This is a genomic window from Luteimonas galliterrae, assembly GCF_023374055.1.
GTDB classification, from domain to species: domain Bacteria; phylum Pseudomonadota; class Gammaproteobacteria; order Xanthomonadales; family Xanthomonadaceae; genus Luteimonas_C; species Luteimonas_C galliterrae.
Genome location: NZ_JAMBEP010000001.1, coordinates 1,916,479 through 1,935,527, shown reverse-complemented (window position 1 = coordinate 1,935,527; position 19,049 = coordinate 1,916,479). Strand labels below are relative to the sequence as shown.

18 protein-coding genes are annotated in these 19,049 nt (G+C 66.0%); 12 read left to right on the top strand and 6 right to left on the bottom strand.

Features of this window, described 5'->3' with window-relative positions:
• Positions 1-4 precede the first annotated feature (4 nt).
• The 12 genes from M2650_RS08890 (at position 5) to M2650_RS08835 (ending at position 12,155) form a co-directional block, all read left to right on the top strand.
• Positions 5-520, top strand: coding sequence for a hypothetical protein (locus M2650_RS08890; protein WP_249473368.1), 516 nt, complete (start codon positions 5-7; stop codon positions 518-520).
• Between the two features lie 152 nt (positions 521-672).
• Positions 673-1,368 (top strand): hypothetical protein, encoded by a 696-nt coding sequence (locus M2650_RS08885; RefSeq protein ID WP_249473366.1) that lies wholly within the window; start codon positions 673-675, stop codon positions 1,366-1,368.
• A gap of 10 nt (positions 1,369-1,378) precedes the next feature.
• Complete coding sequence (locus tag M2650_RS08880; RefSeq protein ID WP_249473365.1) at positions 1,379-1,789, top strand: GFA family protein; 411 nt, start codon at positions 1,379-1,381, stop codon at positions 1,787-1,789.
• Positions 1,790-1,811: 22 nt separating this feature from the next.
• Positions 1,812-2,297 (top strand): GNAT family N-acetyltransferase, encoded by a 486-nt coding sequence (locus M2650_RS08875; protein ID WP_249473364.1) that lies wholly within the window; start codon positions 1,812-1,814, stop codon positions 2,295-2,297.
• Between the two features lie 240 nt (positions 2,298-2,537).
• Entirely contained in the window at positions 2,538-3,272 is a 735-nt protein-coding gene (locus M2650_RS08870) for a TorF family putative porin (RefSeq protein ID WP_249473362.1), read from the top strand.
• A 13-nt stretch (positions 3,273-3,285) separates the two neighbouring features.
• Positions 3,286-3,378: a potassium-transporting ATPase subunit F gene (locus M2650_RS08865; protein WP_249473360.1), complete on the top strand. Its 93-nt coding sequence runs from the start codon at positions 3,286-3,288 to the stop codon at positions 3,376-3,378.
• Positions 3,379-3,388: 10 nt separating this feature from the next.
• Positions 3,389-5,116, top strand: coding sequence for a potassium-transporting ATPase subunit KdpA (gene kdpA, locus M2650_RS08860; RefSeq protein WP_249473358.1), 1,728 nt, complete (start codon positions 3,389-3,391; stop codon positions 5,114-5,116).
• 13 nt (positions 5,117-5,129) lie between these two features.
• Positions 5,130-7,175, top strand: coding sequence for a potassium-transporting ATPase subunit KdpB (gene kdpB, locus M2650_RS08855; RefSeq protein WP_249473352.1), 2,046 nt, complete (start codon positions 5,130-5,132; stop codon positions 7,173-7,175).
• Position 7,176: 1 nt separating this feature from the next.
• The gene (gene kdpC, locus M2650_RS08850; protein WP_249473350.1) at positions 7,177-7,767 is read left to right on the top strand and encodes a potassium-transporting ATPase subunit KdpC; all 591 of its coding nucleotides are present in this window, start codon (positions 7,177-7,179) and stop codon (positions 7,765-7,767) included.
• A 274-nt stretch (positions 7,768-8,041) separates the two neighbouring features.
• Positions 8,042-10,729, top strand: a complete 2,688-nt coding sequence (locus M2650_RS08845; RefSeq protein WP_249473348.1) for a sensor histidine kinase — start codon at positions 8,042-8,044, stop codon at positions 10,727-10,729.
• Positions 10,730-10,736: 7 nt separating this feature from the next.
• Complete coding sequence (locus tag M2650_RS08840) at positions 10,737-11,483, top strand: response regulator (RefSeq protein WP_249473346.1); 747 nt, start codon at positions 10,737-10,739, stop codon at positions 11,481-11,483.
• A gap of 144 nt (positions 11,484-11,627) precedes the next feature.
• Positions 11,628-12,155: a DUF4136 domain-containing protein gene (locus M2650_RS08835; RefSeq protein WP_249473344.1), complete on the top strand. Its 528-nt coding sequence runs from the start codon at positions 11,628-11,630 to the stop codon at positions 12,153-12,155.
• 12 nt (positions 12,156-12,167) lie between these two features.
• Here M2650_RS08835 and M2650_RS08830 read toward each other — a convergent pair whose 3' ends face one another.
• The 6 genes from M2650_RS08830 to cysK form a co-directional block, all read right to left on the bottom strand.
• On the bottom strand, positions 12,168-13,214 hold the full coding sequence (locus tag M2650_RS08830; protein ID WP_249473343.1) for a sulfate/molybdate ABC transporter ATP-binding protein: 1,047 nt from the start codon (positions 13,212-13,214) through the stop codon (positions 12,168-12,170).
• A gap of 110 nt (positions 13,215-13,324) precedes the next feature.
• A complete protein-coding gene (gene cysW, locus M2650_RS08825; RefSeq protein WP_249473341.1) occupies positions 13,325-14,176 on the bottom strand; it encodes a sulfate ABC transporter permease subunit CysW in 852 nt (283 codons plus the stop codon).
• The gene (gene cysT, locus M2650_RS08820; RefSeq protein ID WP_249473339.1) at positions 14,169-15,032 is read right to left on the bottom strand and encodes a sulfate ABC transporter permease subunit CysT; all 864 of its coding nucleotides are present in this window, start codon (positions 15,030-15,032) and stop codon (positions 14,169-14,171) included. The genes cysW and cysT overlap by 8 nt, the downstream gene beginning before the upstream one ends.
• Positions 15,033-15,338: 306 nt before the next feature.
• Positions 15,339-16,340, bottom strand: a complete 1,002-nt coding sequence (locus M2650_RS08815) for a sulfate ABC transporter substrate-binding protein (protein WP_249473337.1) — start codon at positions 16,338-16,340, stop codon at positions 15,339-15,341.
• A 16-nt stretch (positions 16,341-16,356) separates the two neighbouring features.
• Complete coding sequence (locus M2650_RS08810) at positions 16,357-17,796, bottom strand: OprO/OprP family phosphate-selective porin (protein ID WP_249473335.1); 1,440 nt, start codon at positions 17,794-17,796, stop codon at positions 16,357-16,359.
• Positions 17,797-17,964: 168 nt separating this feature from the next.
• The gene (gene cysK / locus M2650_RS08805) at positions 17,965-18,939 is read right to left on the bottom strand and encodes a cysteine synthase A (protein ID WP_249473333.1); all 975 of its coding nucleotides are present in this window, start codon (positions 18,937-18,939) and stop codon (positions 17,965-17,967) included.
• Positions 18,940-19,049 lie beyond the last annotated feature (110 nt).

Below are 19,049 nucleotides of genomic sequence, written 5' to 3'. Positions count from 1 at the left end.
TGCGATGGAACCGATGAAGCGCGCGCAGACGCGATGGTGCTTGGCCCTGGCGTTGCTGCTGGCGGCGTTGCTGCAGACGGCTTGGGCGGTCGATCCTCCGAAAGGATGGGAACCGCGCACCGGCGATGCCTGGGTCGACCGGCAGTTGGAGGACATCAACCTGTACGGTGCGCGCTACCGCGAAGCCTTCATCGACGAACTGGTGCGTTACCAGGGCGCGCCGCGCGATCTGGCGCAACATTTGCTGCAGCAGGGCTGGAAACCCGGCGATCTTTACTACGCATGCGCGATGGCGCAGCTCATCGGCCAGCCTTGCCGCAACGTGGCCGCAGAATGGACTCGCGATCACGAAGACGGTTGGCTGGGCGTGGGCAAGCGGCTGGGCATAGGCCCGAACTCGTCGCAGTTCCGCGAACTCAAGCGCGGCTTCGTCGCCAGCTACGAACGCTGGGGCCGGCCGCTGGAGCTCGATGCGGAACTGCGCAGGGCGTTTCCCGATCGCGGCAAGCTCTCCAAATGAACCCCAGCATGGCATGGCATGAACGGCGGAGGGGGTCCGAGCGTCTTGCCTGATTCTTTTTAACGGCTGTTCATCGCAAATCCCGAAGATGGCGGCGGGGATATTCGCGCGTGCGCCGGCCCGGCGCCGCCAATACCTCAAGGAGGGAACTTATGACTGGCATGATCAAGTCCGCCGTACTGGCGATCGCGCTCGCCGCGGCGGCAGGCACCGTGCAGGCCCAGGATTTCAGGTTCGGCTGGAACCCGCGCACCGGCGACATGTGGGTGGACCAGCGTCTGGGCGACATCAACGACTACGGCTATCGTCACCGGGATCCTTTCATCGACGAGATGGTCGTGCACTACGGCGCACCGCGCGTATTGGTGCGCGAACTGCTGATCGATCGCCGCTGGGCGCCGGGCGACGTGTATTACGCCTGTTCGATCGCGCACATCCTCGGCATTCCGTGCCGCAACGTGGTCGAGGTCTGGGATCGCGACCATGGCCAGGGCTGGGGTGCGGTCGCCAAGCGCATGGGCATCAAGCCGGGCTCGGCCGAATTCCACCGCCTCAAGAAAGGATTCGTGCCCACCTACGACCGCTGGGGGCGCACCATCGTGCTCGACGCCGATCTGCGCCGCGATTTCCCCAACCGCGGCAACGGTGCGAAGGGCGGTGCGGGGCACGGCAATTCCGGCAAGTCGTCGTCGACCCACGGCAGCTCCGGCAAGTCGTCGCCGCAAGGCAATTCGGGCAAGTCGTCGTCGCAAGGCAATTCCGGCAAGCCGTCCAAGCCTTCGTCGCACGGCGCCGGCAAAAGCGGCCAGGACAAGGGCGGCGGCAAAGGAAACGGCAAGAACAAGTAAACTTCGGCGCATGCAAGCACCGGACGCCCTTTCCCTCATCACCCATCGCGGCGGCTGCCATTGCCGCCGCGTTCGTTTCGAGGTGGATGCGCCCGCGGCCATCGAGGCGCTGGAATGCGGCTGCTCGATCTGCCGCATGACCGGCTACCTCCACCTGATCGTGCCGGCCTTGCGCTTCCGCCTTTTGTCCGGCGCGGACGATCTGGGCGAATACGTTTTCAACACCGGCGTCGCGCGGCACCGCTTCTGCCGGCATTGCGGCATCAAGCCGTTCTATGTGCCGCGCAGCCATCCGGACGGGATCGACGTCAACGTGCGCTGCCTGGACGCGGGCTCGGTCGCGGCGTTGAGCATCGTGCCGTTCGACGACGAAAACCGCGATGCCGCGACTGCGGCGGTCGCCCACCTTACGAAAACCTAGTCCTCCGCCGTTATCATCGCGCATGGCCGCCGAATACCGCATCGAGGATTACGCAGCGCAGTGGCGCGACGACTTCGCGCGCCTCAACATCGACTGGCTGCAGCGCTATTTCGTGGTGGAAGCGATCGACAACGAAGTGTTGCACGATCCGGAAACCCACATCCTCGGACATGGCGGCCATATCCTGTTCGCGGTCGGCAGCAACGACCGCGCGATCGGCACGGTCGCGCTGAAGCACGAAGGCGGTGGCGTCTACGAACTCACCAAGATGGCGGTGGGACCGGGCCACCAGGGCGCCGGGATCGGCCGTGCACTGATGATGGCCGCGTTGGAGACGTACCGCAGGCTCAAGGGCCGTGAATTGTTCCTGGAATCGAGTTCCAAGTTGACGCCGGCCCTGATCTTGTACGAAAGCGTCGGCTTCGTGCATAAGCAGGCGCCGCGTCCCGGTTCGCATTACCAACGCGCAGACGTCTATATGGTATGGGAACCCGGCGACACTCCATAACGCCAGCTTTGCTTTTTGTGGGAGCGGCTTCAGTCGCGAGCTTTTTCCTGATATCGCGTGGGATTAGAGGAAGAGCTCGCGGCTGAAGCCGCTCCCACAAAAACCCCCGAGGCTTTTTCGCAAAACGCGTAAAAAATTACGCGCTTTTTACGGCGCTGCCTACCTCGCGGTATAGAGGCTTTACGCGACCCAGGACCATATTGGCATGGTCGGCGGAACGTCTCCGCCAGGAAGTCGGCCATGTCACATCACCCAGCAAGCCCGCGCACTGTCGGCGCGTTATCGGCCGCGCTTGCGGCCGCATTCTCTTTTGGCGCCCAGGCGGCCGAGGTCACCGGCAATGCCACGCTGACCACCGATTACGTGTGGCGCGGCAGCACGCAAACCCAAGGCGATCCAGCTGTACAGGCCGGCGCGAAAATAGCCGGCGAGTCCGGTTTGTACGGCTCGGTCTGGGGCTCGAACGTCGAGTTCGCGCCGGAAACCCATGCCAGCAGCGAATACGATTTCACGCTGGGCTGGGGCCATAGCCTCAACGACGATTGGACGCTGGACGTCAACGTCCTGCACTACCGCTATCCGTCGACCACGGTCGAACTCAACTGGACCGAGCTCAATGGGACGGCGACCTGGAAAGGCAACTACTGGGTCTCGCTGGGCCACTCGAACGAAGCGCTGGGTTACGACGAGCGCGGCGTGTACGGCCTGATCGGCGCCAGGTTCCCGGTCAACGACAAATTCCGTTTCGAGGCTGCCGCGGCGTATTACGACATCAAGGATCTCAACGGCGACGACCGCGACGATAGCTACGCGCACGGGCTGGTCAGCGCCGTGTGGGCGTTCAAGGCGCCAGCTCCAACAGTGAATGTAGAGGCGCGCTTGACCGCGCACGCCACCGACTCGAAAGCCAAGGATTTCTTCGGCGAGGATTTCGCCGGCAACCGAATAGAAGCGGCGCTGCAAGCGTCGTTCTGAGAGGAGAACTTCCATGCCAGGCTGGTTAGCGTTGATCTGCGCGATCGCGGTCGTTATCGCGGCCGCCTATCTCCTGTTCGTGATCCTGTATCCCGACCGCTTCTGAGTTTTCGACCATGAACGAATTCCTGTTCGTATTCGCGCTGGCGATCGGCCTCGGCTGGCCGCTGGGGCGCTATCTGGCCGCGGTGATGCGCGGCGCACCGATGCGCGTGGACGGCCTGTTCGGTTGGATCGAGAAGCCGATCTACCGGCTGCTGGGTACCGATCCGAATCGCGGCATGACCTGGCGTGGATACGCCAAGGCGTTCGCGCTCAGCAATCTCGTGGTCGGCTTGATCGTCTGGGTGCAGTTCATGACCCAGGCGTGGCTGCCGCTCAATCCCGATGACATCCCCAACATGCGCTGGGACCTGGCGCTGCACACGATGGTGTCGTTCCTCACCAACACCAATCAGCAGCACTATTCCGGCCAGGCGCAGCTGTCCTACCTGTCGCAGATGGTTGGCATCGTCGGCCTGCAGGTGGCGACGCCGATGATGGGCTTGGCGATGGTCGTCGCGACCTTGCGCGCCCTGTTTGGCGGCCGCCAGGAAATGGAGCGCGACGCCGCCGAAGCCACGCACGGGCACGCCGCTGAGAACGAAGACCGCGACGTCGGCAACTATTGGGCCGACGTGACCCGCGCCACGTTCCGTTTCATGCTGCCGCTGTGCCTGATGCTTTCCGTGCTGCTGACCGGCCAAGGTGTTCCGTCCACGCTGGAGGCGGGTCCGCAGGTGACGCCGGTCGACGCGGCTGCGGACATGAAGACGCAGAAAATTCCGCTCGGTCCCGTCTCGCCGATGGTTGCGGCCAAGCAGCTAGGCTCCAATGGCGGTGGCTGGTACGGTCCCAACAGCGCGGTTCCGCTGGAAAACCCGACGCCGTTTTCCAATGTCCTGGAAATGGTCGGCATCCTGCTGATTCCGATCGCAGTCGTCTTCATGATCGGCCCGTTCACGCGCCGGCGCCGCCTCACCGCTATGGTGTTCGGCACCATGTTGTTGATGTCCTTGGCGTCGACCGGCCTGTCGATCTGGTCGGAAGCGTATTCGGCCACCAGCGCGGATCCTGCGTTGATGGAAGGCAAGGAAGTGCGCCTGGGAGTGGAGTCGTCGGCGCTGTGGTCCTCGATCACCACGCAAGTCAATAACGGCTCGGTGAATTCGATGCACGACTCGCTGGCGCCGCTCACCGGCATGGTAGCGATGGCCAACATGCTGATCAACTCGATTTGGGGCGGCATCGGCTGCGGTTTGCAGCAGTTCCTGGTTTACCTGCTGCTGGCGGTTTTCCTGGCTGGATTGATGACCGGGCGCACGCCCGAACTGTTCGGCCGCAAGATCGAAGCCCAGGAGGTGAAGTTGCTGGCGCTGTTGATCCTGCTGCAGCCCTTGGTGCTGCTGGGCTTCACCGCCGCGACGATGGCGCTGCCGCAATTCACCGGCAACTCCAATCCGGATTTCCACGGCATCAGCCAAGTGTTCTACGAGTACGCCTCCGCCTTCGCCAACAACGGTTCCGGCTTCGAAGGGCTGGGCGATGCCACTTACTGGTGGAACCTCACCTGTTCGCTGGTGCTGGCCCTGGGCCGATTCCCGGCCCTGATCGTGCCGCTGGCGGTCGCCGGCCTGATGGCCCGCAAGCGCGTCGCGCCGGAAGGCATGGGCACGCTGCGTATCGAATCGTCCACGTTCTCGCTCACCCTGATCGCGGTGATCGTGATCCTCACCGTGCTGCAATTCACGCCGGCGCTGGTGCTGGGCCCGGTCGCCGACCACCTCACGCTCGTCGCGCACTGAGCGGAGAACTCATATGTCCGAGATTGCTTACAAGACAAAAACCCGCGCCGATCATCCGGCGCTGATCGACGCCGACGCGTTCCGCCAGGCCTTGGTCGAATCCTTCGTCAAGCTGGCGCCGCAACACCTGGTCAAGAGCCCGGTGATGGCGGTGGTGATGATGGGCACGATCCTGTCGGCGCTGATCGCCATTTTCGGCGAAGGCAGCTCGGCCTTCGGTTGGGCGGTGACCCTGATCCTGCTGGTGACCGTGCTGTTCGCCAACTTCGCCGAAGCGGTGGCCGAAGCCCGTGGCCGCGGCCAGGCGGCATCGCTGCGCAGTGCTCGCCGCGATCTGACGGCGCGCAAGCTGGACGGCGGCGTCGGCAGCGAAAAGAGCATTCCCGCCTCGCAGCTGCGGCCGGGCGACCTGGTGATCGTGTCGGCCGGTGAACAGATTCCCGCCGACGGCGAGATCGAACGCGGCGTCGCCACCATCAACGAATCGGCCGTCACCGGCGAATCCGCGCCGGTGCTGCGCGAAGCCGGCACCGACCGCTCCGGCGTGATCGGCGGCACCAAGGTGCTGTCCGACGAAATCATCGTGCGCGTCACCGCAGAGCCGGGCCACAGCTTCCTCGACCGCATGATCGCGCTGGTCGAAGGCGCGAACCGGCAGAAGACGCCGAACGAGATCGCGCTGACCATGCTGCTGGCGGCGATGACGCTGACCTTCCTGATCGTCTGCGCCACGCTGCCTGCGCTCGGCGCTTTCGTCGGCGTCAAGGTCGACACGCTGTTGCTGATCGCGCTGCTGGTGTGCCTGATCCCGACCACGATCGGCGGTCTGCTGCCGGCGATCGGCATCGCCGGCATGAACCGCGCGCTGTCGGCGAATGTGTTGGCGAAATCCGGCAAGGCGGTCGAAGTCGCGGGCGATGTGGACGTGCTGCTGCTCGACAAGACCGGCACCATCACCCACGGCGACCGCCAGGCCACCGCGTTCCATCCGCTGGCCGGCGTCGACGCCTCGCAACTGCGCGATGCCGCGCTGCTGTCGTCGCTGGCCGACCCGACGCCGGAAGGCAAGTCGATCGTCAAGCTGGCGCGCGAGCAGGGCTGCACGGTCTCCGAGCCGGAACGTGCCGACTATGTGCAGTTCAGCGCGCATACGCGCATGTCCGGCGTCGACGTCGACGGCCGCACGATCCGCAAAGGCGCCGGCGATTCGATCGTCAAGCACGTGCAGTCGCTCGGCGGCCGGGCCGTGCCGGAGCTGATGGCGCGCATCGACCAGATCGCGCGCAGCGGCGCGACGCCGCTGGTGGTGGCCGAAGGCAAGCATCTGCTCGGCGTGGTCGAGTTGTCCGATGTGGTCAAGCATGGCGTCAAGGAACGCTTCGCCAGGCTGCGTGCGATGGGCGTGCGCACGGTGATGATCACCGGCGACAACCCGCTGACCGCCGCCGCGATCGCCGCCGAAGCCGGCGTCGACGATTTCATCGCCGAGGCCACGCCCGAGGACAAGCTCGCCCGGATCCGCGCCGAGCAGGCCGGCGGCAAGCTGATCGCGATGGTCGGCGACGGCACCAACGACGCGCCGGCGCTGGCCCAGGCAGACGTCGGCCTGGCGATGAACTCCGGCACGCAGGCGGCGAAGGAAGCCGGCAACATGGTCGACCTGGACAGCGATCCGGCCAAACTGCTGGCCGTGGTCGAAGTCGGCAAGCAGCAGCTGATCACGCGCGGCGCGCTGACCACGTTCTCGCTGGCGAACGACGTGTCGAAGTATTTCGCGATCCTGCCGGCGATCTTCGCCGCCGCGATCCCGCAAATGGCGGCGCTCAACGTTATGCATCTGTCCAGCCCGGCCAATGCGGTGCTGGCGGCGCTGATCTTCAATGCGCTGATCATCCCCGCGCTGATTCCGCTCGCCCTGCGCGGCGTGCGTTTCAAGCCGGCCAGCGCAGTGTCGCTGCTGCGCCGGAACATGCTGGTCTACGGCATCGGCGGCGTGATTCTACCTTTCATCGGCATCAAATTGATCGACCTGCTGCTGGCGGCGGTCGTGGGAGCCTGAGATGAGCACTCGTAATTCCGCATTGGGCAACGGCTACGACCTGCGCGGGTCGATCGGGCTTTCGCTCGTCGCCGTCCTGGTAATGGGCCTGTTGTATTCGCTGGCCGGCGCCGGACTGGGCCGAGTGCTGTTTCCGTACCAAGCCAACGGCAGCATCATCGAACGCGACGGCAAGGCGGTCGGCTCAGCGCTGATCCCGCAACCTTTCGTCGCCGATGGATATTTCCAGGCGCGTCCGAGCGGGCCGAATTACGATCCGATGGCGGCGGCAGGCAGCAACCAGGCACGCACCAACCCCGATCTGCGCAAGCGCATCGACGAAGCGCGTGCGGCCGTCGCAGCGCGCGAGGGTATCGTCGCTGCCGACGTGCCGATCGAATTGATCACGCAGTCCGGCAGCGGCCTGGATCCGCACATCACGCTGCGGGGTGCGCAGGTGCAGGCCGCGCGGGTGGCCAAGGCGCGTGGAATGGAAGTGGCGCAAGTCGAGCGATTGATCGCGCAGCACACGGAAAGGCCGCAATTTGGGTTATTCGGACTGCCGCGGGTAAATGTGCTGGAATTGAATTTGGCGCTGGACTCGAGGAAATGAAACCTCTTCGTCCGTCATCCCGGCGAAGGCCGGGATCCAGTGCCTTTGCTCTCAGCCGTCATTCCCGCGAAGGCGGGAATCCAGCGACTTTGACGCCGCCACAGATGCAGGCGGCGCTATCGGCGATATCGCGCGCCCTCACCCAACCCTCTCCCGCAAGCGGGAGAGGGCTTAAGCAAGCCGCTGGATTCCCGCCTTCGCGGGAATGACGGCTCATAGTGCAACGGTGAACCGGCCCGGTGAATGGCGACCTGCCCAAGCGCACAATAGGCTCATGACCGACCCCCGCGAAACCCAGGCCAACGCCCTGCTCGACGAATTGCAGCGTGAGCGCGGCGGGCAATTGAAAGTGTTCCTGGGCGCGGCGCCCGGCGTCGGCAAGACCTACGCCATGCTGTCGCGCGCCGCGGAGTTGAAACGCCAGGGCACGGACGTAGTCGCCGGCATCGTCGAAACCCACGGCCGCGCCGAGACCGCCGCGCTGCTGCAGGGGCTGGAAGTGCTGCCGCGCAAGCAGATCGGGCATCGCGGCCACACCTTGCAGGAATTCGATCTCGACGCGATGCTGACGCGCAAGCCGCAAGTCGCGCTGATCGACGAACTGGCGCACCGCAACGTTCCCGGCAGCCGTCACGAACGGCGCTGGCAGGATGTGGTGGAGCTGCTCGACGCCGGCATCGACGTCTACACCACGATCAACATCCAGCACTTGGAAAGCCTCAACGACGTCGTCCACCGCATCACCGGCGTGCGTGTCGGCGAGACCGTGCCGGATGCGGTATTCGACCGGCTGCGCGACATCGTGCTCGTCGACCTGCCGCCGCGCGAGCTGATCGAGCGCCTCAAGCAGGGCAAGGTGTATGTGCCCGAGCAGGCGGCGCACGCGTTGCAGGCGTTCTTCTCGCCGTCCAACCTCACCGCGTTGCGCGAGCTGGCGATGCAAACCGCCGCCGACCGCGTTGACAGCGACCTGCGCGACGCCAAGGCCGCGCGCGGCCTCGGCGGCATGGGCGTGCGCCGCGGCGTGCTGGTGGCGATCGACGGCCTCGGCCAGTCCGAATACATGGTCCGGGTCGGCCGACGGCTGGCCGAACGCCGCGACGCGCCCTGGACGGTGGTCACGGTGCAGGCCGGGCGCGTGCTCGATCCGCAACGGCAATTGGAATTGGACCGCGCCTTCGCGCTCGCACGGCGCCTGGGCGGCAACGCCGACGTATTGCAGGGCGGGAATATCGTCGACGGCCTGCTCGACCACGCGGCGCGCATCGGCGCGTCCACCATCGTGCTCGGCCGCACCCGCGAGCGGCCGTGGGCGCGCATGTTCAATCGCACCCTGACCCAGCAGCTGATCCAGCGCGGCGCGCACTACGAGCTCACCATCGTCAGCACCCCCGAAGCGCGCGCCCGCGCGCGGCGCTCCTGGCGCGATATGCGCAGCCTGATGAGCGGCAGCGATGCCGCGCTCGCCGTCGCCGCCGCCGGCGGCGCGGTAGGCTTGGCCTGGCTGGCCGAGCGCTGGGTTGGGCTCGACGATCTGTCGTTGATCTTCATCGTCGCGGTGGTGCTGGTCGCCGCGCGCACGCGCATGGTCGCGGCCGTGCTGGCGGCGATGCTGTGCTTCCTGGCGTACAACTTCTTCTTCATCGACCCGCGCTACACCCTGTACATCGGCGCTCGCCAGGGCGTGGCGACGGTATTCCTGTTCCTGCTCGCGGCGCTGGTGGCCGGGCGCCTGGCGTCGAAGCTGCGCGCGCAAGTGCTGGCCTTGCGCGCAGCCAATGCGCATGCCACGGCCTTGCAGGATCTGAGCAGGCGACTCACCGGCGCGGCCGACCTCGGCCAGGTAGTGCGCGCCGGGCGCGAGGCGTTCAAGCGCGCGCTCGGCATGGAGGCGTGGGTGCGCATCGGCGGGCAGGACTTCATCTCGTCCGGCGTGCCGCCGCCGGATGCGAAGGCGATGGCGGCCGCCGACTGGAGCCAGCGCAACCAGCAACCGGCCGGCCGCCATACCGATACGCTCAACTCGTCCGACTGGTGGTTCCTGCCGCTCTCAGACGAACGCGAAGCGCTCGGCGTGGCCGGCTTGCGCTTCGGCGAAGGCATGCGCAAGCCGGGCATCGAACAACGCCGGCTGGCCGAAGCCATGGCCCAGGAAATCGCGCAGGCGATCGTACGCACGCGCCTGGTCGACGACCTGGAGGACGCGCGCGTCGGCAACGAAACCGAACGCCTGCGCTCGGCGCTGCTGTCGTCGGTATCGCACGATCTGCGCTCGCCTTTGGCTTCCATCATCGGCGCCGCCAGTAGTTTGGACAATTACGCCGCGTCGTTGAGCGCAGACGACCGCCACGCGCTGTTGGAAACGATCCGCCTGGAAGGCGAACGCCTGGACCGCTACATCCAGAACCTGCTCGACATGACCCGCCTCGGTCACGGCGGCCTCACCTTGAACCGCGACTGGATCGGCGTCGACGAGCTGATCGGGTCGGCGGTGGCGCGGTTGCAGCGCTATCAACCGAGCGTGCGTTTCGAGCTGTCGATCGAAGCCGGGTTGCCCCCGATCTGGGTGCATCCGGCGCTGGTCGAGCAGGCTTTGTTCAACGTGATGGAGAACGCCGCCAAATTCTCGCCGCCGGGTGCGGCGGTAGGCATCGACGCGCGCATGGCCGATGGCGCTCCCGGATCAAGTCCGGGACAGGTCCTGCGCATCGATGTGCGCGACCGCGGCCCCGGCATCCCCGAGGACGAGCGCAAACGCATCTTCGACGTCTTCTACAGCGTGGAACGCGGAGATCGCGGCCGCGAAGGCACCGGCTTGGGCCTGACCATCTGCCAAGGCATGATCGGCGCGCACGGCGGCAGCGTGGAGGCCCTGCCAGGGTCGGATGGCCATGGCACCACGATCCGCATTACCCTGCCGCTGATCGAGCCGCCGCCCGGCGCTGCGGCCACGGAGGATTGAGCACCGCGTGAACGACGAGCGCGCCACTCCCGCAACGGCCGTACCATCGGCGCCGGCGCCGCGCGTGCTGGTGATCGACGACGAGCCGCAGATCCGCCGCTTCCTCGAAATCAGCCTGCGCGCGCAAGGCTACGCGGTGACGCTGGCCGAAAACGGCGAAGCGGGGCTGGCGGCATTGGCCACGCAGGGCGCGGACCTGGTGATGTTGGACATCGGCCTGCCCGATCGCGACGGCCACGAGGTGCTGCGCGAATTGCGCGGCTGGTCGCAGGTGCCGGTGATCATGCTCACCGTGCGCGCCGGCGAGGCAGAGAAAGTCGCCGCGCTCGATGCCGGCGCCAACGATTACGTCACCAAGCCCTTCGGCGTGCAGGAATTGATGGCGCGCGTGCGCGGACTGCTGCGCATGCATGCGCAACCCGCCGAGGTTGTGCCGGTGTTCGACGACGGCCGCCTGCATATCGACCTGGTCCGGCGCGAAGTGAAACTCGACGGCGCGCCGGTCGCGCTGACCCGCAAGGAATACGCGCTGCTGGCCATGCTGCTGCAGCACGCCGGCCGCGTGGTCACCCAGCCGCAGCTGCTGCGCGAAGTGTGGGGGCCGACCCATCAGGAAGACACGCACTACTTGCGCATCCTGGTCGGCAAGCTGCGCCACAAGCTGCAGGACGATGCCGCCGCGCCGCGTTATATCGCCACCGAGCCCGGGGTGGGCTTGCGCTTCATCGGCGATGCCGGTTCGCGCGAAGCCTGAAGTCGGTTCCACCGGGGCCGCGATAGGATCGGTTTCGACCGGATGCTCCGGCTTGGACGACTGGCCGGTATCGCCACGTGCCGGCGTTTTACCGGATAGGCTTGCGCGCGCCATCGCGCAGTGCCTCGCATGGGAGACGCAACGATGAGATTCCTACTCGTACTGTTCCTCGCAGCCGGATTGTCGAGCGGTTGCGCCACCACCAGCGGTCCCTCCGCCGACATCAGGACCGAAGTGGCCCCGGATGCGGTGTTCAGCGCGTACAAGACCTATTCCTGGCTGACCCAGCCCGAAGGCGCCACGCCGGAAGGATCGCAGTTCATCGTCGGCGCGATCGATGCGCAACTGCAGCAGCGGGGTTGGCGGAAAACCGCCGATGGCGATATCGCGGTGCGCGTGCAGGTGGCGACGGCCAACAAGCAGACGCTGGAAAGCGTCTACAGCCCGGGCGGCGGCGGCCGCGGTCCGATGGCCGGCATGGGCACGATGACCACGCGCGCGGTCGCCTATCGCGAAGGCACGCTGGTCGTGGATCTGTTCGACCTGTCCGCCAAGCGCGCGGTGTGGCGCGGCACCGCGACAGGCGTACTGCCTCCGTCGCAGGATCAGGTCAAAGGCGTGGTCGACAGCGTGATCAAGGATATGTTCGCCCGGATTCCGACGGCGCCTTGATCGTTGCGCCGGCTACCGCGCCGGATACACGCGATAGCGCAGCAATTGCAGACCGATCTCGCTACCGGCGGCGGGTACTGCGGCTTGCGACGCCGCCGGCCAATCGAACTCCAGCGGCTTGGCCTGCCCCTGGACGCGCAATTCCAGCGTGGTGCGGTCGGCGCGCCGGTGCACGGCGGCAACTTCGGCGCGCAGGCCCGTATCGAGCGCCGTGGGGGCGAGATCGTGCGGGCGCACGTACAACTGCGCGGGTCCGCTGTCGTCCGTATCCGCGGGCAGGCGCAAGGCATGGCCGTCGAGCACGAACTGGCCGCCGTCGATGCGACCCTCGAGCGTATTGGCGCGGCCGATGAAGTCGAACACGTAGGCCGAAGCGGGTTCGCCGTAGATTTCGTCGGGCGTGCCGACCTGTTCTATACCGCCGTCCTTCAGCACCACCACGCGGTCGGCCAATTCGAGCGCTTCTTCCTGGTCGTGGGTGACGAACAACGTGGTTTGCCCGGTCTGCTCGTGCAGGCGCCGCAGCCAGCGGCGCAGTTCGACGCGGACCTTGGCATCGAGCGCGCCGAAAGGTTCGTCCAGCAGCAGCACCGTCGGGTCGATGGCCAGCGCGCGCGCCAGCGCGACGCGCTGCTTCTGGCCGCCGGAGAGCTGTTCGGGATAGCGCGCGCCGAATTCCGGCAGCTGGATCAGCGTCAATAGTTCGTCGACGCGGCGTTTGATCGCGGCCTTGTCCGGACGGCGTCGCCGCGGCCGGCTGCGCAGGCCGAATGCGATGTTCTCGGCCACGGTCATGTGCTTGAACAACGCATAATGCTGGAACACGAAACCGACGTTGCGCTCGCGCAGGCTCAGGCTGGTCGCATCGTTCTCGCCGAACAGCACGCGGCCGCTGTCAGGATGCAGCAGGCCGGCGATTACGCGCAATAGTGTGGTCTTGCCCGAGCCCGACGGGCCGAGCAGCGCAACCAGTTCGCCCGATTCGACATCGAGATCGATCGCGTCGAGCGCGGCGACGTTCGCATAATGCTTGCTGAGTTGGCGGATCTTCAGGTCCATGCCGTGTCTCGTGTGGGCGTGCCCATGATGGCCTATTGCCGGTGAAGCAGGCGACGGGGCGGCCAACGGCGCGGCATTCCAGTCGGATCGGATAGCGGCTCTGGCGAGGTTCATGGGTGGCGCCTGTGGGATTTGGCGAGAGCGTCGCCGTGGCGCGCCTCCAACCAAAATTTAACTATCAACGTGATCAAGGCCAGGCCGGTCAGCAGCGAGGCCGCAGCGAAAGCGGCGGTGCTGTCGAACTCGTTGTAAAGGATCTCGATGTGCAGCGGCAGCGTATTGGTCAGACCGCGGATGTGCCCGGAGACCACCGATACCGCGCCGAATTCGCCCATCGCGCGGGCCCCGCACAGCAGCACGCCGTACAGCAGGCCCCATTTGATGTTGGGCAGGGTGACGCGGCGGAACATCGTCCAGGCGCCCGCGCCGAGCGAACGCGCGGCCAGTTCCTCGTCGCTGCCTTGCTGTTGCATCAGCGGGATCAATTCGCGCACGACGAACGGAAAGGTGATGAACAGCGTCGCCAGCACGATGCCGGGCCGCGCAAACAGGATCTTGACGTCGTAATGCGCCAGCAGCGCCGCGAACCAGCCGCTGGAACCGAACAGCAACACCAGGCACAGGCCCGCGACCACCGGCGATACTGCGAACGGCAGGTCGATCAATGACAACAGCACCTGCTTGCCGCGAAATTCGAAACGGGTCAGCGCCCATGCGGCGAGCAGGCCGAATACCGCATTGACCGGAATCACGATCGCGGCGGTGAGCAGGGTGAGCTTCAGCGCGGCGACAGCGTCCGGTTGTGCGAGCGCGGCGAACCAAGTCTTGAAGCCTTCGCCGAAAGCGGCGCCCAGCACCATCAGCAGCGGCATCACCACCAGCAGCGCCATGACCGCGATCGCCAGCACGATCAGCGCCCAGCGCAACCAGGCCGGGCCCTGGAGTTCGTCGCGGTCACTCACGGCGGCGCCCCCGGCGTTCGTGCGCGAACAGCGAGGGGATCGCATTGATCGCCAACAGGCACAAGAACGATGCTGCCAGCAGCAGCGCCGCGATCGCGATCGCGCCGTTGTAGTCGTATTCCTCCAGCCGGATGGTGATCAGCAGCGGCGCGATCTCGGTCTTGTAGGGCAGGTTGCCGGCGATGAAGATCACCGATCCGTATTCGCCCAGGCCGCGCGCGAACGCCAGCGAAAAGCCGGTCAGCAGCGCCGGCAGCAATTCGGGAAGGATCACGCGGCGCAGCGTGGTGAAGCGCGACGCGCCGAGCGAGGCCGCCGCTTCCTCCTGTTCGCGGCCCAGCGCTTCCAGCACCGGCTGCACCGTGCGCACGGCGAACGGCAGGCCGATGAAGACCAGCGCGATCACGATGCCCGTCGGCGCGTAGGCGATCTTGAATCCGGCAGGCTCCAGCCAGCGTCCCATCCAGCCATTGGCCGAATAGATCGCGGTCAGCGCGATGCCGGCCACGGCCGTCGGCAGCGCGAACGGCAGATCGACCAGGGCATCGAGCAGGCGCCTGCCGGGAAAGCGATAGCGCACCACCACCCAGGCCACCAGCGCGCCCGCCGCCGACGCCAACAAGGCGGCGATCAATGCCGCGCTGAAGCTGAGCTTCAACGACGCCATCACGCGCGGATCCTGGATTGCGCGCAGCCATCCGTCGACGCCCAAGCCTGCGGCGCGTATCGCCAATGCCGCGAGCGGCAGCAATACGATCACGCTCAACCACGCCAATCCCAGGCCCAAACTGATGCCGAAGCCGGGCAGGGGGCGGCGCCAGCGGGATGCGGGTAGCGATAGCAAAGCGGCGCTCATCGGTCAGATGTTTCCATAGCTCTTGCTTTTAGCCGTCATTCCCGCGAAGGCGGGGATCCAGTGACTTTCGCTTTCTTGGCGACTTGACGCGATCTGCCACTCCGCGCGCCCTCGCCCAACCCCGCTCCGCGCCCCGGCCCGCACTTGCGTGCGGGCGCTCAGCTGCACGCGCGGCGGTGCCGCGCAAGCGTGTGCAGCCTCGCCCCGCAAGCGGGAGAAGGCTAAAGCCAAATCGCTGGATTCCCGCCTTCGCGGGAATGACGGTTTTGGAACTCGTGGGATCGTGGGTTTCATGGAATGTTCGCATCACTCCGGCCGGTATATCTTGTCGAAGAACCCGCCGTCCGCGAAATGCGCGGCCTGCGCTTTCTTCCACCCGCCGAAAGCGTTGTCGATGGTGACCTGCTTCACCTGCGGAAAGCGGGCAAGCTCGGCCGCCGATACCTTGTCAGGTTCGGCTGGACGATAGAAATGCTTGGCCGCCAACCGCTGGCCCTCGGCCGAGTACAAGAAGCGCAGATACGCTTCGGCTTGCTTCTGCGTGCCGTGCTTGGCGACGTTCTTGTCCACCCACGCGACCGGCGGTTCGGCCTTGATGCTCAAGCTCGGCACTACGATTTCGAACTTGCCGCGGTTGCCCGGTTCGGCCAGCGCCAGCAGCGCTTCGTTTTCCCATGCGATCAGCACATCGCCGATGCCGCGCTCGACGAAGGTAGTGGTGGAGCCGCGCGCACCGGTGTCCAGCACCGGCACGTTCTTGAACAGCCGGGTCATGTAATCGAGCACTTCCGGCGCTTGGCGGTATTGCGTCGACGCCCAGGTCCAGGCGGCGAGATAGTTCCAGCGCGCGCCGCCGGAAGTCTTCGGATTGGGCGTGATCACGCCGACGCCGGACTTGACCAGGTCTCCCCAATCGCGGATCTGCTTGGGATTGCCCTTGCGCACCAGGAACACGATCGTCGAGGTGTACGGCGCACTGTTGTGCGGCAGGCGCGACTGCCAGTTCGCCGGCAGCAGCTTGCTGTTATCGGCGATAGCATCGATATCCGCGGCCAGCGCCAGCGTGACCACGTCGGCTTCCAGCCCGTCGATCACCGCGCGCGCCTGCTTGCCGGAACCGCCGTGGGAGGTGCGTATCTTCAGCGTCTCGCCGGTCTGCTGTTTCCATTGCGCCGCGAATTTTTCGTTCGCTTCGGCGTACAGCTCGCGGGTCGGGTCGTAAGACACGTTGAGCAGCTCGACGTCCTTGGCGACGGCATTGCCGGCGACGAAGAGGGAGAGAACGAACAAGAATGCGGAGGTCTTCATGGGAGTTTCGCCTGTGTCAGAAGGAGAACTGAGCGCGGGTGAAGAAGGCCTTTTCGTCTTCGCGGTCGGCGCCTGCGGCTGCGCCGCCTTCGAATCGCGTTTGTGTGTAGTTGGCGACGAGCTTGAGGTTGCCGGTGAGATACCAGTTCAAGCCCAATCCCCAACCGCTGGCCTCGGCGGCGGCAGCGGCGGGGTCGGCGAAACGCGGGAATGCGCCGTCGTCGATCGCCAGCCGGCCGTAACGCGCGACCAGTTCCAACGCGCCCCAGCCTGCACTACCCAGCGTAAAAGGTTGGTTAGGCTTGACCACGCCGCGGTAGCTCGCGTTCTCGCCGGTGAGCACCCAGCCTGCGGTGAGTTGCCATGCGCTGTGATCCAGGTCGGCGCGCTCGCCGCTCGCCGTCAGCAGCACTTCCTGCTTCGAACGGATGTATTCGCCCATCAAACCGAACGCATTGCGGTAGTAGTAGGCTTGCGGCGACCAGCGCGTATGGCCGCCATCGGCCGTCACGGCGCTGCGGTAATTGAAGAAGGTCGCCTGCCCGGGCGTCCGGTAGCGCGGCAGGAAGTTGTTGCCGCTGCCGCGCTTTTCGCCCGAGCTGGCGCCGATGCCGAAACCCAGTCCGGAGAGCGCGTTGTCCGCGTTCTTCCACGGTTCGGCGAAGATCCGGCCGGCCCATTCGAAATCGTTGTCGGGATTGGTGGTGGCGCCATCGCGTCCATCGACCGTACCGTTGTAGGCGCCGAGCGCATAGCTCAATGCGGAATCGGCGAATTCGCCCTGCAACTGCACGCCGATATCGCGCCCTGGCGCCAATTCGGCCGGGAAGGCCTGCTCGACCATCGCCAGCGAGCTGCTGGATTGCAGGCGCTCCAGGCCGACCGGCACTTTGGTCTTGCCGATTCTCAGCGTGGCCCGCGGGTCGAATTTCAGGTCTACATAGGCGTCGTTGAGCGTGGCGCTATCGCCGGCAAGCTGCGCATTGAGACGGAATCCGATCCATTCGCCCCAGCTGCCTTCGACGGTCGGCTCCACGCGGCGGAACAAGAACGTGTCGTTCTGCGGGTCCTGCCCGTCGTCGAAATAGAAGCGCCCATCGCCTTGCACCAACGCGCGGAACTTGATTTCCGCGCCGCTCGGCGCAGGCGATTTCACCGACAAGCCCTTGTCGGCGCTCAACGCCACGGCCGGTGCCGATGCGGTTTTCGCGGAGGTCTCTCCCGCATGCGATTCCAGCTTGCGCTCGATGATGCGCAGGCGCCGGTCCAAGTCGGCCGCGGTCGTCGCATCGTTAGGCTGCGGCGCGGCGCCGAGCCGCTGTTCGACGGCCTGCAGGCGGCGCGAGATGTCTTCGAGCGAAGGCGCTGGCGACGTTTGCGCCTGGGCGCCGGATGCGGCCAAGGCCAGCGCAAGACCGGCGGGAAGGCGCGAGCGCAGAAGCGAAGGCTGGATCATGGCGAGGGTATCCAGGATGCAGAAGAGAGGGCGAACGAAACGATATGCCGTTCGGGCGAAATCCGCCGCTAGCGCTTTCGCGGGAGCGGCTTCAGCTGCGAGCTTTTGATCTTACCCATTGCCAGTCGGAAGAGCTCGCGGCTGAAGCCGCTGCTAGAAAAGCCCGCTTCAGGCCGCCTCCTGGGCGGCTAAGGATTCCAGCCAGGCATCGTCGGAACCCTCTGCGACGTCCTCGAACAGGAACGTCGACAGGTAGCGCTCTCCGGTATCGGGCAACGTCGCCAGCAGCACCGATCCGGGCGGCGCCCTTTCGGCGACTTGCAGCGCGGCGGCCACGGTAGCGCCGGCGGAGATGCCGACGAACAATCCTTCCTCGGCGGCAAGACGCCGTGCGGTGTCGCGCGCGACGACGTCGTCGATCGGTCGGATCTCGTCGGCGACGTTGCGGTCGAGCACGGCTGGCACGAAATCCGGCGTCCAGCCCTGGATCTTGTGCGGCTGCCATTCCTTGCCGCCCAGCAGCGATGCGCCGGCCGGCTCGGAAGCGACGATGCGCACCTCCGGCCGCGCCACTTTCAACACCTGGCCGACGCCGGTCAACGTGCCGCCGGTGCCCCAGCCGCTGACGAAGTAATCCAGCCGCTTTCCGGCGAAATCGCGCAGGATTTCGGCCGCCGTGGTTTGGCGGTGATAGGCCGGATTGGCCGGATTCTCGAACTGCCGCGCGAGGAACCAGCCATGCTTCTTCGAGAGTTCCTCGGCTTTGCGCACCATGCCGGTGCCGCGTTCGGCGGCCGGCGTCAGGATCACCTTCGCGCCGTAGGCGCGCATCAGCTTGCGGCGTTCGATCGAGAAGGTTTCGGTCATCACCGCCACGAACGGATAGCCGCGCGCGGCAGCGATCAGCGCCAATGCGACGCCGGTGTTGCCGGAGGTGGCTTCCACGATCGTCTGGCCCGGCTTGAGCGCCCCGCTGCGCTCCGCGTCAAGCACGATGGCCAACGCCAGCCGGTCCTTGACCGAACCGCCGGGGTTGAAGGATTCGACTTTGGCGTAAAGCGACACGTGCTTGGGTGCGAGCCGATGCAGTTTGACGATAGGCGTGTTGCCGATGGTGTCGAGGATGCTGTCGTAAAGGGCCATGGGGGTATCTCGCAGACGTGGGGGTTTTTTAGCCGTCATTCCAGCGAAGGCGGGAATCCAGTGACTTTGGCTTTTGTGGGAGCTGCTTCAGCCGCGAGCTTCTTCTCGAA

Excerpts from the sequence above, each read along its gene's own strand:
- M2650_RS08830 (WP_249473343.1), bottom strand. The coding sequence starts at position 13,214 with ATGGACCTGAAGATCCGCCAACTCAGCAAGCATTATGCGAACGTCGCC.
- M2650_RS08815 (WP_249473337.1), bottom strand. The coding sequence starts at position 16,340 with ATGAAGACCTCCGCATTCTTGTTCGTTCTCTCCCTCTTCGTCGCCGGC.
- M2650_RS08890 (WP_249473368.1), top strand. The coding sequence starts at position 5 with ATGGAACCGATGAAGCGCGCGCAGACGCGATGGTGCTTGGCCCTGGCG.
- M2650_RS08865 (WP_249473360.1), top strand. The coding sequence starts at position 3,286 with ATGCCAGGCTGGTTAGCGTTGATCTGCGCGATCGCGGTCGTTATCGCG.
- M2650_RS08810 (WP_249473335.1), bottom strand. The coding sequence starts at position 17,796 with ATGATCCAGCCTTCGCTTCTGCGCTCGCGCCTTCCCGCCGGTCTTGCG.
- M2650_RS08870 (WP_249473362.1), top strand. The coding sequence starts at position 2,538 with ATGTCACATCACCCAGCAAGCCCGCGCACTGTCGGCGCGTTATCGGCC.
- M2650_RS08885 (WP_249473366.1), top strand. The coding sequence starts at position 673 with ATGACTGGCATGATCAAGTCCGCCGTACTGGCGATCGCGCTCGCCGCG.
- kdpC (WP_249473350.1), top strand. The coding sequence starts at position 7,177 with ATGAGCACTCGTAATTCCGCATTGGGCAACGGCTACGACCTGCGCGGG.
- M2650_RS08835 (WP_249473344.1), top strand. The coding sequence starts at position 11,628 with ATGAGATTCCTACTCGTACTGTTCCTCGCAGCCGGATTGTCGAGCGGT.
- kdpA (WP_249473358.1), top strand. The coding sequence starts at position 3,389 with ATGAACGAATTCCTGTTCGTATTCGCGCTGGCGATCGGCCTCGGCTGG.
- kdpB (WP_249473352.1), top strand. The coding sequence starts at position 5,130 with ATGTCCGAGATTGCTTACAAGACAAAAACCCGCGCCGATCATCCGGCG.
- M2650_RS08880 (WP_249473365.1), top strand. The coding sequence starts at position 1,379 with ATGCAAGCACCGGACGCCCTTTCCCTCATCACCCATCGCGGCGGCTGC.
- cysK (WP_249473333.1), bottom strand. The coding sequence starts at position 18,939 with ATGGCCCTTTACGACAGCATCCTCGACACCATCGGCAACACGCCTATC.
- cysT (WP_249473339.1), bottom strand. The coding sequence starts at position 15,032 with ATGAGCGCCGCTTTGCTATCGCTACCCGCATCCCGCTGGCGCCGCCCC.
- M2650_RS08875 (WP_249473364.1), top strand. The coding sequence starts at position 1,812 with ATGGCCGCCGAATACCGCATCGAGGATTACGCAGCGCAGTGGCGCGAC.
- M2650_RS08845 (WP_249473348.1), top strand. The coding sequence starts at position 8,042 with ATGACCGACCCCCGCGAAACCCAGGCCAACGCCCTGCTCGACGAATTG.